General features: G+C 70.3%; 9 protein-coding genes. 4 read left to right on the top strand and 5 right to left on the bottom strand.

Translation table 11 applies throughout. The annotated features are described in order from the left end of the window. Positions 1-22: 22 nt before the first annotated feature. On the bottom strand, positions 23-724 hold the full coding sequence (locus tag C2U31_RS30075) for a hypothetical protein (RefSeq protein WP_103276144.1): 702 nt from the start codon (positions 722-724) through the stop codon (positions 23-25). Between the two features lie 475 nt (positions 725-1,199). On the opposite strand from C2U31_RS30075, the gene C2U31_RS30070 reads away from it, so the two are divergent. The 3 genes from C2U31_RS30070 to C2U31_RS30060 all read left to right on the top strand — a co-directional run bounded on the left by C2U31_RS30070 (position 1,200) and on the right by C2U31_RS30060 (position 9,628). Then, positions 1,200-2,090, top strand: a complete 891-nt coding sequence (locus C2U31_RS30070) for an RNA ligase family protein (RefSeq protein ID WP_103276143.1) — start codon at positions 1,200-1,202, stop codon at positions 2,088-2,090. Positions 2,091-2,131: 41 nt separating this feature from the next. Next, complete coding sequence (locus C2U31_RS30065) at positions 2,132-3,283, top strand: AAA family ATPase (protein ID WP_103276142.1); 1,152 nt, start codon at positions 2,132-2,134, stop codon at positions 3,281-3,283. A gap of 192 nt (positions 3,284-3,475) precedes the next feature. Then, positions 3,476-9,628 carry an autotransporter domain-containing protein gene (locus tag C2U31_RS30060; protein ID WP_103276141.1) on the top strand — a complete coding sequence of 2,051 codons (6,153 nt, stop codon included), beginning with the start codon at positions 3,476-3,478 and terminating at the stop codon, positions 9,626-9,628. A 96-nt stretch (positions 9,629-9,724) separates the two neighbouring features. Here the strand turns inward: C2U31_RS30060 and C2U31_RS30055 are convergent, their stop codons facing one another. From C2U31_RS30055 to C2U31_RS30045, 3 genes are read right to left on the bottom strand one after another with little or no spacing between them, the layout of a single operon-like run. After that, complete coding sequence (locus C2U31_RS30055) at positions 9,725-10,501, bottom strand: SDR family oxidoreductase (RefSeq protein ID WP_103276140.1); 777 nt, start codon at positions 10,499-10,501, stop codon at positions 9,725-9,727. 32 nt (positions 10,502-10,533) lie between these two features. Continuing rightward, positions 10,534-11,448 carry a 3-keto-5-aminohexanoate cleavage protein gene (locus tag C2U31_RS30050; RefSeq protein ID WP_103276139.1) on the bottom strand — a complete coding sequence of 305 codons (915 nt, stop codon included), beginning with the start codon at positions 11,446-11,448 and terminating at the stop codon, positions 10,534-10,536. Between the two features lie 28 nt (positions 11,449-11,476). Then, the gene (locus C2U31_RS30045; RefSeq protein ID WP_369869805.1) at positions 11,477-12,682 is read right to left on the bottom strand and encodes an ABC transporter substrate-binding protein; all 1,206 of its coding nucleotides are present in this window, start codon (positions 12,680-12,682) and stop codon (positions 11,477-11,479) included. A 147-nt stretch (positions 12,683-12,829) separates the two neighbouring features. On the opposite strand from C2U31_RS30045, the gene C2U31_RS30040 reads away from it, so the two are divergent. Beyond that, on the top strand, positions 12,830-13,603 hold the full coding sequence (locus tag C2U31_RS30040) for a Crp/Fnr family transcriptional regulator (protein WP_233772563.1): 774 nt from the start codon (positions 12,830-12,832) through the stop codon (positions 13,601-13,603). Between the two features lie 28 nt (positions 13,604-13,631). On the opposite strand, the gene C2U31_RS30895 is transcribed toward C2U31_RS30040, so the two are convergent. Continuing rightward, entirely contained in the window at positions 13,632-14,672 is a 1,041-nt protein-coding gene (locus tag C2U31_RS30895) for a hypothetical protein (protein ID WP_199770920.1), read from the bottom strand. Positions 14,673-14,698 lie beyond the last annotated feature (26 nt).

The raw sequence follows: 14,698 nt of genomic DNA, 5'->3' as shown, positions 1-14,698 counted from the left end.
CAGGCGCGCCGTCGCCTGCCGGTCAGCGGTTGATGATCATCGTGTAGACCGGCGCTTTCCGCGAGCGGTCGACGAAGATGTACGCCGTGCCGTCCGAGCAGAAGTTCGCCACTTCCGCGCCGCCGCCGTCTTCCAGTTGCACCCAGTTGTCGATCTGCAGCAGCAGCCTTCCGGCGGGCACGCCCTGCGCGCCGTTGGCGGTCCAGTACGGCACGCCGCCGAACTTCGTGCGCCATTCCGAGGCCCAGTCATGCGGATGCGCGATCTCGTCCGGCAGGCCGTCGTGCAAGCCGTAGTCGTAGAACGCGGACTCCAGCTCGGCGGGCGCGCCATCGTCCGCGATGCGCCAGTCGGCCACGACGAGTTCCGGCAGGATTTCGGGCGCGCCATCCTCGGCATGCGCGGGCGGCGCGGTCGGACCGTCCGCCAGTTCCGCGCGCGGCACGGTGAAGACCGCGTTGGCGCCGCCGTCCTCTTCCCAGAAGCTGCAGATGCTGTCCCACTCGCACTTGAACGCGTACAGCACTTCGTCGGCCTGCAAGGGCAGCGCGGGCGAGGCCTCGTCCGCCGCTGGCCCGGGCGCCTGCAGCAGATGGCTCATGGGCCGGCCGCATTCCGCGCACAGCGGCCAGCGCGCGACGGGCAGGCCCCAGGGCAGGCCGCCCAGCTTGTGCGCGAGACCTTGCGCGGCAACGGCGCGATACCGGGGGTAGTGACTGAGCATGGGAACTCCTGGGAAAACAACGCGAGAAAAAGGGCGCGCGGCGCGAACGGGCCGCCGGCCGGCCATCATTATTCCAGACGCGCCATGACGCGCATGCGTTGGCAATGCGCGACGTTTCGCGCCCGACGTGTTGCCCGCGTTCATGAGCGCGCGCTAGAATTCGCGCTCTCTCCATCAAGCGTGTTTTCCCTGGAGCCACACGTGTCCCGCACTTTCGTCACTCGCTAATCGCCGACGACTGCCGCAAGCAGCTCGATCCGGCGCGGTCTGCGCCTGCATGGGCTGCGGCACTGCCTGCGTTCCCCCAGCCTGCCATGAGGCTGCGCGCGGAACCCGACACCCGCTTCCTTTTTCCCGCGACTCTGCTCCCTCCTGGTTCCAGGCGGGACAGCGACCTGACACGCGCCCGCATCGTTCGTCGGCCCTTTCCTGGTCCCAGGCCCTTCCGCGCCAATAACGCGGCGGGCGACGAATCATGCATCACGACGATATCCATCCCATCCTGAAGTACCCGCGCACGCCGCATCTCGAAGGCTCGCGGCTGCAGCCCGGCGACAGCGCCGCCGACCAGGCGCCGCTGGCCTCGCTGGCCGGCCGCCACGTCGTCATCGAGGAAAAGCTCGACGGCGCCAACGCCGGCCTGTCGTTCAGCGGCGCGGCCGACCTGCTGCTGCAATCGCGCGGCCACTACCTGACGGGTGGCGGCCGCGAACGGCAGTTCAACCTGTTCAAGCAATGGGCGGCCGCGCACGAGGCGCGGCTGCTGCACGCGCTCGAAGACCGCTACGTCATGTATGGCGAGTGGACGTACAGCAAGCATTCGGTGTTCTACGACTGCCTGCCGCACCATTTCCATGAGTTCGACGTCTATGACCGGCGCGAGGGCGTGTTCCTGTCGACGCCGCGTCGCCACGCGCTGCTGGGCGGTTCGCCCGTGCTGTCGGTGCCGGTGCTGTACGCCGGCCCGATGCCGGCGCGGCCCGCGCAACTGCGCGCCCTGCTGCGGTGGTCGCTGGGCAAGAGCGCGGCCTGGAAGGACAGCCTTCGGCAGGCCGTGGCGCGCGAGGGGCTGGACTGGGACCTGTGCTGGCGCCAGACCGACGGCGCGGACCTGTCGGAGGGGCTGTACCTCAAGATCGAGGACGATCGCCAGGTGCTGGCCCGCTACAAGTTCGTGCGCCGCGACTTCGTGCAGACCATTCTGGACAGCGGCTCGCATCATGCGAGCCGCCCCATCGTGCCGAACGGGCTGGCGCCGGGCGTGGATCTCTATGCCGAGCGTCCCTGCGTGACCTGGGAATCGCTGGGGCTGCGCACGATGTTCGGGCTGGACGCGCTGGAAGCCGCCGCCAGGCCGCGCAAGTGAGCGCGGCGGGCGGGCAAAATAAACGAATCGGGAGAACCGACATGAATTGGAATCAGATGCAGGCGCTCGTGCCTGCCCCCGGACAGGCGCCGGACTACGCGCGCTGCCTGGAAGCCTTCCCCGTGCTGGAGCAGGCCAAGGCCACGCCTCAGGAGCCACGCTATCACGGCGAGGGCGATGTGTGGACGCATACCTGCATGGTGGTCGACGCCTTGCTGCAATCGGCCGACTATCTGGCGGCGACGCCGGACGAGCGCGGCGTGCTGTTCTTCGCCGCGCTGCTGCACGACGTGGCCAAGCATCGCACCACCGTGGTGGATCCGGTGACGGGCCGCATCGGCCAGCCCGGCCATTCGCGCAAGGGCGCGGTCGACGCGCGCATCCTGTTGTGGGAGGCCGGCGCGCCCTTCGCCTTGCGCGAGGCCGTGTGCCGGCTGATCGCGGTGCATCAGGTGCCGTTCTACTGTCTGGAGGACGCGCGCCGTCCGGTGTCGCCGGCCTGGACGGTGCACGAGCTGTCGTGGCAGCTGGACATCCGCCTTCTTGCGGCGCTGGCCGAGGCCGACATGCGCGGCCGCATCTGCGCCGACCAGGCGCGCGTGCTGGACAGCATCGAGCTGTTCCGCGAGCTGGCGCGCGAGGAAGGCTGCTATGGCGCACCCAAGGCCTTCGTCGACGCGCACACGCGGCTGAGCTATTTCCGTGGCGCCGACGTGCATCCGGACTATCCGCTGTTCCAGACGCCCGGCTCGAAGGTGACGCTGATGTGCGGCCTGCCGGCATCGGGTAAGGACTCCTGGGTGCGCGAGCATCGCCAGGGCCTGCCCGTGGTGTCCTATGACGACGCGCGCGAGGCGCTGGGCCTGAAGCATGGCGAGAACGACGGCAAGGCGGCGCATCACGCGACGGACATGGCGAAGGCGCTGCTGCGCGAGGCCCGGCCCTTCGTGTGGAACGCCACGCACCTGAGCCGGCAGATGCGCTCCAAGGCGCTGGACCTGTGCTACGCCTACGGCGCCGAGGTCCGGATCGTGTACCTGGAACAGCCGCGCGAGGAGCTGCTGCGGCGCAATGGCAAGCGCGACACCACGCTGAGCAACAAGGCGCTGCTGGGCATGCTGCACCGCTGGGAGCTGCCGGTTCCCAGCGAGGCGCACGAGGTCCGCTACGAGGTCGAGGGCGCGGCCGCGTAGCGTCTTGCCGGCCGCCGGCCAGGCCGCGCGGTTCTACGACTAAAGTCCGATGCGCCCGTCCGGGCGCATCGCTAAGCTCTGGCCAACCCACCTTCTCGTGCCCAGAGCGCCCGGTCACGCGGCAAGCGTCGTTTCCATATCCGGCAAGGCGTCCTTCATCGCGCGCCAGGCACGCTTTTCAGAAGCCACGATATGAACCACATCTACAAGCTCGTCCGCCACCGTGTATCGGGGGCGTGGACGGTCGTGTCCGAAATCACGCGCGCCGGCGGTCCCGGCGGAGCCGTCTCGCGCGCCTGCGCGGCGGCCGCGCTGCTGATCGCGCCATGCGGCGCGGGTGCGCAGTCGATCACCGACACCGGCGACCCGGGTGAAATCAGCGCGCCGGCGAGCATGAGTCCGTCGACCTGGGACTACGGTTCGGCGCCATTGCAGGCCGGCATCAACCAGAACAAATCCGGGAAGCTGGAAGTCAAGGACGGCGCGATCCTCAAGAGCAATGGCGCGCGCGTCGGGATTGACGAGGGGGCCTTCGGCCAGGTGCTGCTTTCCGGCCAGAACACCGAATGGCGCATGGGCGCGGGCGCGCTGGCGCTGGGCGAGTCCGGGAGCGGGATGCTGGACGTTTCCGCAGGCGCTCGCGTGCTGAGCGAAGGCGGCTGGCTCGGGGTGCGTTCGGGCGGCTTCGGCACCTTCCTGTTGTCTGGCCAGGATACCGAGTGGCGGGCGGGCTCCGCCGCGGTGGTGCTGGGCGACCGCGGCGTCGGCGCCCTGGCGCTGGCGAAGGGGGCCAAGGCGACGACGGGCGCCGCGTTGCTTGGCAGACAACTGGGCGCGCTGGGCGTGGCGAGCATCGAGGATGCGGGTTCCGAATGGACGACGGGATCGCAGCTGATCGTCGTGGGCGCAAGCGGCACGGGCATGCTGACGATCGCCGGGGGAGGCAAACTGACTTCGGGTTCGATACGCGTGGCGGATGTGCTGCTGCTGCCAGGAGCGGCGTCGGACTCGACGGTGACGATCAGGTCGGGCGGCATGGTCGAGACAGGCCAGCTCGATGCCTGGGACAGCGCCCGCGCCTCGGTCGATATCGATGGCGGCATCCTGCGCCTGACGCGCAACCAGCCTGGCTTGTTCGCAGGATTTAGCGACGGCAAGGTCTTGCTGGGCGCCGGCGGCGCGACCCTCGACACGCAGACGCACGATGTGACCCTGGCCATCGGCCTGCAAGGGGTGGGCGGGCTGACCAAAACGGGTTCGGGCAAGCTGACGCTCGGCGGCGTGAACAGCTACGCCGGCAATACCAATGTCTTGAACGGCACGCTGGCCATCGGGCCAGGCGTCACGCTGGCGGGCGGCGCGGGCAGTCTGGCGCGGGACGCGGGCGCGCAGGCTGCGGTAACGGTCACCGGAGCGGGCGCGAAGTGGGACACGGGCTCCAACCCCATCGCCGTGGGCGTTGCCGGCAAGGGCGATTTGATGATCGCGCAGGGCGGCAGCGTCAAGACCAGCGGCGGCATCATAGGCGCGTCAGGGAACACAGGCGCGACGGGGAATATACCCAGCACGGTGACGGTGGCCGAATATGGGTCCGAATGGGATGCGAATGGCGCTTCGCTGGTGATAGGCGGCGCCAGTGCAGGGATCTTGACGATCAAGGTGGGGGGCAAGGTACGCAGCAGTTCCGCGTTGATCGCCAATGACCCGTCAGCGTCCGGCACGGTGATGGTGCAGGGCGCGGCCTGGGACCTGGGGGGCAACAGGTTGACCGTGGGCAGGTACGGCGCCGGTGCGCTCAACATCGCGCAGGGCGGTGTCGTGACCAGCGGCGCGGCCGTCCTTGGTGAGCAAACCGGTTCGTCGGGCTCGGTGACCGTGGCGGGAGCGAACGCCAGGTGGGGCCTGGGCAGCGGCAGCCTGATGGTGGGCTACGGAGGGTCAGGCACGCTGATCATCAAGGACGGCGGCAAGGTGATGAGCGATCTGGGGGCAATCGGAGGCGGCCCGACCGGCACAACGGGTTCGGTAACGGTCAGCGGGAAAGATGCCGAATGGGATGCGAGATCGGCCTCGGTAAACGTGGGCGTCACGGGCAGCGGGACGCTGCACGTCCTGAATGGCGGCAAGGTGAAGAGCAATGGCGGGACGGTCGGGCAAGCCTCGTCGGGCGCATCCGGCGAGGTGACGATCAGCGGGCAGGATGCCGAATGGAATACGGGAACGGGGCAGTTGCTCTTGGGCATGGGCGGCTCCGGCGCCTCGCTGAGCATCGATGACGGCGGGCGGCTGACCAGCAACGGCAGCATCATCGGCAAAGGGAACCACCCGGCGGGAAGCGCCACGGTCATCATGCGCGGCCGCCGGACCGTTTGGGACGCGCAGGCCGGCGGCAATCGCTTTGAGGTGGGCCTGTACCTGGGCGGCGAGCTGCGCGTCGAGCAAGGCGCGCGGCTGCTGACCAGGGAGGCGAATGTCGGGTACGGCGTCAGCACGCCGGGCGAGTCCGGCCGCGTGGCCATAAGCGGGGCGGATTCGGAGTGGGACGCGGGCGCGAACGCCATCGTGTTGGGCAGCTATGGCGGCAACGGCGAACTGGCGGTCCTGAACCAGAGCCGGGTCAAGGCTGGCGCGATCATGGTCGGCGGTGATCCCGCCAACCCGGGATCGGATGGCGCGGGCGTGTTGCGCATCGGCGCCGGCGCCGTGATCGAGACGGGACAGGTCGCCGCGCCTGCCGCAGGCGCCGGCTCCGTCATCGCCGATGGCGGCGTGCTGCGCCTGACCGGCGGCCAGCCCGCTCTGTTCTCCGGCTTCAAGACCGGCGATATCAGGCTGGGGGCGAACGGCCTGAGCATCGACACGCAGCGCTACGCCGCCGTCACCGTCGCCAGCCTGTCGGGGCAGGGCGGGCTGACCAAGACCGGCACGGGTACCTTGACGCTGGACGCGGCCAACAGCTATCAAGGCCTGACCACTGTCGACGCAGGCGCGTTGAGCGTTGGCGTCAACGGCAGCTTCGTCGCCAACGGCGCCTATTTCATCAATGGCGGCACGCTGGACCTGAACGGCAAGGCGCTGACGATGGGGCGGCTCGGCGGAACGGCGGGTGTCGTCGCCTTGAACGGCGCCACGCTCACCGTTGATCAGGCGGCTGCCACCCTATATGGCGGCAGCCTCACCGGTTCGGGCGGCTTGAGCAAACGCGGCGCGGGGACGCTGACGCTGACCGGGCCGACCAACCATGCCGGCGACACGGAAGTGTCCGGCGGCAGCCTGCGCTTCGGCGCCGGTGACAATGGCGGCAACGCCGCGCTGCCGGGCAACGCCACGGTCCACGCGGGCGAGCTGGCGGTGGACGGCGGCACGCGGCTCAAGATCGACGGGCGCCTGACGCTGGCCGACGGCGCCAGGCTCTCGCTCGCGGCCCAGGCGCAGGATCCGGCCTTGCGGGCCGGCGAGGTGAAGATCGGCAACAACGTCGCGCTCAACCTCTCCGGCATCGCCAGCCTGGATGGCACGCCCCGGACGCTGATCGCCTCGGGCGACCGGATAGACGGCGACTTCGGCGCCATCTCGGTGGGAGGCGTCGCCGGTCCCGCGGACTATCTGACGGTCAATACCAGCAAATCACCGGATGGCAAGGAGTACCGGGTCGCCTACGACCTGAGCTGGACGGCGGCCAACAACCTGGCGCATGGCAGCTTCACCGTGGACGGCCTGTTCACCGTCGGCGTCGGGCTGACCGACCAGAGCGTCACGGCGGGCAGCGCCTGGAACGGCAAGACGCTGACCAAGGCGGGCGCCGGCACGCTGGTGCTGACCGGCGACAACCGCTACACCGGCGGCACCCGCAACACGGCCGGCGTCTTGCAGATCGGCGACGGCGGCCTGACTGGCTCGATCCTGGGCGACGTGGTCAACGACGGCACGCTGGTCCTGAACCGCGCCGGCGCGCTTACGCTCGCGGGCAATATCTCCGGCGCCGGCGGCTTGCGGCAGATCGGCGCGGGCACCGTGACGCTGGCGGGCGACAACAGCTATGGCGGCGGCACCGAGCTGCGCGCCGGCGCCTTGCAGGTGTCGCGCGATGCCAATCTGGGCGCGGCATCAAGCGCATTGCTCTTCAATGGCGGCTCGCTGGCGACGACGGCGGACTTCGCCAGCAGCCGGTCGGCGACGCTGTCGCAGACCGCCGGGATGGACGTCGCGGCCGGCACGACGCTGGCGATGAGCGGCCGGCTGTCCGGGCCGGGCAGCCTGCTCAAGACCGGCGCCGGCACGCTGCGGCTGGCCGGCGCGGGCAACGCCTATGGCGGCACCCTGGTGCGCGCCGGCACGCTGATCGGCGATGTCGCTTCGATCTCGGGCGGCATCGGCAATGGGGGTACGGTGGTATTCGAACAGGCCGCCGATGCGCGCTTCGGCGGCGACATCGGCGCGCTGGACGGCGCGCGCGGCCTGATGGTCAAGCGCGGCGCGGGCACGCTCACGCTGGGCGGCATGTCTGCGCTGGACTGGTCCATCGAGGCCGGCGGCCTGGTCACGTCGGCCGAGCGGATGGCGGGCAACGCGGTCATCGCCAGCGGCGCCTCGCTGATCCTGGACCAGGCCGGCGACGCCGCCAACGCCAGCCGCTACTCGGGCGCGGGCGCGCTGATCAAGACCGGCGGCGGCACGCTCACGCTGAATGCCGACAGCGGCGCCTACACGGGCAGCGCCGTCATCAGCGGCGGCGGGCTGCGGCTGGCCGACGGCGCGAAGCTGGGCGGCAGCCTGCGCGCGCGGGCCGGCACGACCCTGAGCGGCGCCGGCCAGCTGGGTTCGGCCATCATCGACGCCGGCGCCACGCACGCGCCCGGCAATCCGACGGGCGCGCAGGCGATCGCGGGCGACTACGTGAATCGCGGCACCTTGCTGATCACCGCCACGCCGGCGGCGCAGAGCCGCCTGGACGTCGCAGGCCGGGTCGATATCGCCGGCGCGACGCTGGACCTGCGCCTGTCGCCCGACGACGCGGCGGCCTGGCAGCCGCGGGCCGGCCCCTATGTGCTGATCTCCAAGCAGGGCGCCGGCGCGGTCGAGGGCAGTTTCGCCAGCGTGCGCAATCCGCTGCTGTTCCTGGATGCCAGCGTCAACAGCGCGGGCGGCGACGGCAACGACGTCACGCTCAACCTGGCGCGCAACAGCAAGCAAGCCGGCAGTCCCGCCAGCACGGGTAATCAGGCGGCCGTGGCGGCGAGCATCGACGCCTTGCCACAAACCCACGAGGTCTGGCGCGCGTTCATGCTGAGCACCGACGCCGACGGCGCCCGCCAGGCGCTGACCCAGCTGTCCGGCGACATGCATGCCGGCGTGACCTCGGCGCTGGCCGCGCCCAGCCTGGCGCCGGCGTCGCAGAACGGGCTGGCCGCGCTGCGCGGCAATCTGTCCGCGCCGCTGGTCGCGGGCGCGCCCACGGCGGCGGCCGGTCTGAGCGATGCGCCGGCTTCTTCGGCGGCGCTGCCGCGCGCCGCGACTTCGCCCATGTGGGCGCAGCTGAGCGGCGACTGGCGGCGGCTGGCCAGCGACGGCAACGCGCCCCGGCTGAGCCAGAGCAGCACCAGCCTGACGATCGGCGGCGACGCCGCCGTGGGCGGCGGCTGGCGCCTGGGCGGCGCGTTCGGCTACACCGATGCGCGCCTGAGCGCGCAGGACCGCGCCGCCAGCGCCAAGATCGGCAGCTACACGGCCACGCTGTACGGCGGCAAGGGCTACGCGCTGGGCGCGGGCACGCTGAATGTCACGTTCGGCGGCGCCTACAGCTGGCACGACATCGATTCGCGCCGGCAGCTGCGCTACGGCAGCCTGGACCAGAAGCTGACCGCCGGCTATCACGCCAGCACCACGCAGCTCTTCGCCGAGACCGGCTATGCGATGAAGCTGGGCGATGCGGTGGTGGTCGAGCCTTTCGCGGGCCTGGCCTGGAGCGATCTGCGCGTGCGCGGCTTCAATGAATCGGGCGGCTCGGCGGCGCTGTCGGGCCAGGCGCAGAAGCAGCGCCTGACCACCAGCCTGGCGGGCGTGCGCGGCCAGTGGCAGCCCGAGGGCACGGCCATCGCATTGCGCGGCATGCTGGGCTGGCGTCATGCGTTTGGCGGCCTGCGGCCCTCGGCCACGCTGGCCTTCGACCAGGGGCCGGCGTTCAGCGTGGCGGGCGCGCCGATCGCGCGCGACGCGGCGCGGGTGGAGCTGGGGGCGGACCTGGTGGTGGTCCGCAACCTGACGGCGGGATTGAGCTACGCCGGCGAGTTCGGCGGCGGCAGCCGCCAGCACACGGGCTCGCTGGACCTGCGCTGGCGGTTCTGACGCACCGAAGCGCGTCGCCGGCGCCGGGCAAGGCGTCGATGGGTCGTCCCGGGCGGCCAGGGGGAATTTCGTGCGGGTGTCTCTGCGGGACAGCCGCTAGCCCAGGTGCTCCACGTTGCCGCAGACCGAGATGCTCTGGCCGCTGATCATCGCGCCTTCGTCCGAACACAGGAAGGCGACCTGGTTGGCCACGTCCTCGGGCTGCGTCATGCGGCGCAGCGACACGCTGGACACCAGCTGCGCGCGCATCGCGTCGTTGCTGACGCCGCCGGCGGCGGCGCGCGCGGCGATGACGCGCTCGACCCGCTCGCCGGCCACCACGCCGGGCAGCACGGAATTGACGCGGATGTTGGACGGGCCCAGCTCCATGGCCCAGGTCTGCGTCAGGCCGGCCAGCCCGAACTTGCTGGCGCTGTACGGCGTGCGCAGCGAGAAGCCGAGCCGGCCCGCCACCGACGAGATATTGATGATGGCGCCGCCGCCGGCCGCGCGCAGCAGCGGCACCGCGCCGCGCGCGCACAGGAAGGCGCCGGTCAGGTTGACTTCCAGCGTCTGGCGCCAGGCGTCCAGCGTGGTGTCCTCCAGCCGGCTGGTGGGGCCGGCCACGCCGGCGTTGTTGACCAGCGCGTCGAGCCTGCTCCATCTTTCGGCCAGGTCGCGGTACAGGTCCAGCACCTGCGCTTCGGACGACACGTCGGCCACGCTCACGCTCAGGTTCGGATGGCTGCCGGCCAGGGCGCGGCAGGCGTCGGCGTCCACGTCGCAGGCATGCACGCGGGCGCCGGACGCCAGGAACTTGCGCACGATCGCCAGGCCGATGCCGTTGGCGCCGGCGGTGACGAGGATGTGCTTGTCTTGCAGGGATAGGCTCATGGGAATCTCAGGTTGCGTGTGGCGGGGCGCGCTCAAGCGGCGAACTCGGGCCGGGGGCCGTCCGTGCGCGGCAGGCCCATGATCTGGCGCGCTTCCGCCGGCGTGGCCGGCTCCATGTCCAGCTCGCGGATGATGCGCACGATGCGCTCGGTCAGCTGCACATTGGTGGCCAGTTCGCCGTGGCGGTAGTACAGGTTGTCTTCCAGGCCGACGCGGGCGTGGCCGCCCAGCAGCAGCGCGCTGATGTTGGCCTCCAGCTGCGACGGGCCGATGCCGCTGACGCAGAACACGCTGTTCTTGGGCAGCAGGTCCACCATCATCTGCAGGTGGCGCGGCGAGAAGGGCATGGCGTTCTGGAAGTTGCGGTGCACGTTCATGACCAGGTTGATGAAGGGCGGGCCGTCGTCCAGCCCTTCGTCGATCAGCGTGGTGGCGTCCTGGATGATGTGGGTGGGGCTGAACACCTCCCACTCGGGCTTGATGCCACGCGCCTTCATGCCGGCGGCCAGCTCGCGCGCCTTGCTCAGCGGCGTGTTCATCAGGTATTCGCGGTCGCCGAAGGCCAGGTTCAGCGTGGTGGCGTCCAGCGTGCACATCTCGGCGCCGGCGTCCATGCCCTTGAGCCGTTCCTCCCAGGCGATCTCCCAGTTGCCGGGCGAGGTCTCGCGGATCATGTCGCCATGCACGCCGCCGCCGGTGGAATTGTTCAGCACAATGTCGCAGCGCTCGCGGATGCGCTGGTTCATGTCGCGGTAGATGGCCGCGTCGCAGGTGGCCTGGTCGTCGGGCCGGCGCGCATGCAGCGCGACCACGCTGGCGCCGGCGTTGTAGCAGCGGTAGACGTCTTCGGCGATTTCGGCCGGCTGGGTGGGCAGGTGGGGGTTCTGGCTCTTGAAGGCCATGCCCCCGGTGGGGGCGATGGTCACGATCACTTTGCGTTTTGCCATGGCGGGTCTCTTGAGTGTCGGGCGCGGCTTATTTCCACAGCGCGCAGCGACTTTCCGATTGCTTGGTGAAGGCTTCGTTGCCGTCGATGGTCTGCACCACGTTGAAGTAGTCCCAGGGTTCCTTGGACTGTTCCGGCGTCTTGACCTGCAGCAGGTACATGTCGTGCACCACGCGGCCGTCCGGGCGAACCACGCCGTCCTTCAGGTACAGGTCGTTGAGCTTGTTGGCGCGCAGATAGGCCAGCACCTTGTCGGCGTCGTCGGTGCCGGTGGCCTTGACGGCGCGCAGGTATTGCAGCGCGGCGGAATAGTCGGCGGCCTGCAGCGACGAGGGCATGCTCTTGTGCCGCTTGAAGAACTCGCGGCTCCAGGCGCGGGCGGCGTCCGAGCTGTTCCAGTACCAGCTGTCGGTCAGGTACATGCCCTGCGTGGCCGGCAGGCCCATGGCGTGGATGTCGTTGATGAACATGATCAGGCCGGCCAGCTTCATGGTCTTGGTCAGGCCGAATTCATTGGCCGCCTTGATCGCGTTGGTGGCGTCGGCGCCGGCGTTGGCCAGGGCCAGGATCTCGGCCTTGCTGCTTTGCGCCTGCAGAAGGAAAGAGGAGAAGTCGCTGGACGACAGCGGATGCTTGACCGAGCCCAGCACCTTGCCGCCGCCGGCCTGCACCACGCTGGTGGTGTCGGCCTGCAGCGCCGCGCCGAAGGCATAGTCGGCCGTCAGGAAGTACCAGGTCTTGCCGCCGGCCTTGACCACCGCGTCGCCGGTGCCGCGCGCCAGCGCCACGGTGTCGTAGGCGTAGTTCAGCGTATAGGGCGTGCACTGCTCGTTGGTCAGCGCCGGCGCGCCGGCGCCGACCACGATAATCGGTTTCTTCTTGTCGGCGGCCACGCGCGACATGGCCAGCGCGGCGCTGGAGTTGGTGCCGCCGATCAGCACGTCCAGGCCCTTCTGGTCGAACCACTCGCGCGCCTTGGCCGAGGCGATGTCGGCCTTGTTCTGGTGGTCGGCGGTGATCAGCTCGATCTTCCGGCCGTCGATCGAGCCGCCCATTTCCTCGATGGCCATGCGGATGGCCTCGACGCCGCCTGGGCCGTCGGGGCCCGAGTACACGCCCGACAGGTCGGTGATGAAACCGATCCGGATGACATCGTCCGAGAACTGCGCCTGGGCGGCGCCGGAACCGACGGACAAGGCGGCGCCGCACAGGGCGGCGGACAAGGCGCGCGACATTGACAACATTCCAGTCTCCTCTTATGTTTTTTGACCCGATGGGCTCTCTTATTCTGTGGCCGGGCCTGTCGCGCGGACAGTCACCATGGTGACAAAGAATCCTAGGGTTTACCTGGACGCGGCCACGCAGCCGGCAATGAGGACACCATGCGCACAGCGCCTGCGAGTACAGGGGAAGGACCGTCGAGCGCGCGCGGGCGGCAGGCGCAGGGCGCGGTGGACCGGATGCTGGACGTGGTGCCCTGGTACAACGGCCTGCCGGCGCCGGAGCGCGCCGAGATTCGCGCCGGCCTGCGGCTGGTGTCGCTGCGCAAGGGCGAGTACCTGTTCCGCATGGGCGCGCGCTCGCCCGGCTGGTACGGCGTGGTCGACGGGCTGGTGAAATGGTCCTCGCCCGGCATCGACGGCAAGACCCTGTCGCTGGCGGGTTTCAGCACCGGCAGCTGGTTCGGCGAGGCCACCATGCTGCGCGCCGCGCCTTTCGATTACGAAGTGGTCGCCCTGCGGCCGAGCCGCGTGGTGATCCTGCCGCGCGATATCTGCGAACGGCTGTGGAACCACAATATCGCGTTCACCCAGGCGCTCATGATGCACCTGGCGCAGCGGGTGGACTGGCTGATGGCCAGCTACAGCGGCAACGTGCTGCTGGACGTGGACACCATGGTGGCGCGGGCCGTCGCCGCGCAGCTGGCGGCGGAGTCGCATTCGGGCACCAATGGGCGGTTGAAGATATCGCAGGAGGAAATCGCCAGCCTGTGCGGCGTCTCGCGCCAGCGCTGCAACGCCGCGCTCACGCGGCTGGCGCGCGACGGCGTGCTGCAGACGCGCTATGGCGGGCTGACCATTCTGGACAGCGAGGCCCTGCATGAGCACGCCAAGCTCAAGGGCGACGCCGCGCCCGAGCGCGAGCCGGACGCCTGAGCGGTCGCCTCCGGCGTTCGCGGCGAGCTTATCGGCCTGTCGCCGGTTGCGCGTCGGGCCCCTGGCCGTCCGGCGCGGCGGCGCTCCAGGCGGGCGGCGCGGGCAGTAGCGGCGGCTGGTCATCGCGCCAGACGTGCCAGGCCGACGTCATCGTCATGCCGCCCACGCTGATCGTCATGTTTTCCAGGGCCTCGACGGTCGCGCCATCTCGGGTCGAGATCACGAAGCGCATGGCGCGCTGCTTTTCTGCGTCGCGGATGCGGGCCCATTGCGCGTCCGTCAGCGATTTCGCCCGTTCGCCCAGGGTAGCGACCATGGCGTCGATCGTGGCGCGCTGCGATTGGCGGAAGGCGTCCTGGTCATAGGCCAGGCGCGCGCTGAAGGTAGCGCGCCGGCTGGCCGGGTCGTAGGCGTCCAGCCGCCATGTCGTGGCGGTGGCGATGCGAACGCCCCGGATGTCTTCGCTGCCCGGCACGGTCCACTCCTGGCCGATGGCGAAGGCCGAGGCCTGCGAGGATTGCGCCAGCGCGAGCGTCGCGCTTTCGGGCGCCAGCACGCCGACGATGGCCAGCGGGTTGGCCTTGATCGTTGCCAGCGCGCGCCGGGCGGCGCTGTCCGGCGGCGCGACGGCTCCGCCCGGTCCGGTCGCGGCCAGGGTCCGTTCCAGCGTGGCGATGATCGCGTCGGCGCCGGGCACGGCCGTGGGCGTGCCGGTCGGATCGGTGTCGATCTCCAGCTGGCGCAGGCCATAGGCGGCCAAGGTGCCGCCGTACAGGGCATTGAGCGGATAGGCGCCGGCGCCGCCCGTGGCATCGGCGGGCAGGTCGGCGGACAGGTCCCAGCGCATCCGCAGCCCGGTCTCATCCCGTGTCAGCACGGTCGCCGACAGCAGGAAATCCCCGCGCATGACCACCGGCGCGGCGACCGGCGCGCCCGGCCAGGATGACATGTCCGTCTCGGTCGTCTTCTGGACGCGGTAGCGGTATTGCGCGCCGGCCCGGGCTTCATAGCCGGGAATGTCGACGCGTTCGGCCGCCAGGACCGGGACGGCGCAGAGCGCGGCCGCCATCAGGCATGTCAGCCGGCCTGGCGGGA

This window comes from Achromobacter sp. AONIH1 (assembly GCF_002902905.1).
In the GTDB taxonomy this organism is placed as follows: Bacteria; Pseudomonadota; Gammaproteobacteria; order Burkholderiales; family Burkholderiaceae_B; genus Achromobacter.
Note: the sequence above shows the minus strand (reverse complement) of the source record. Positions and strands in the feature narration are given on the sequence as shown.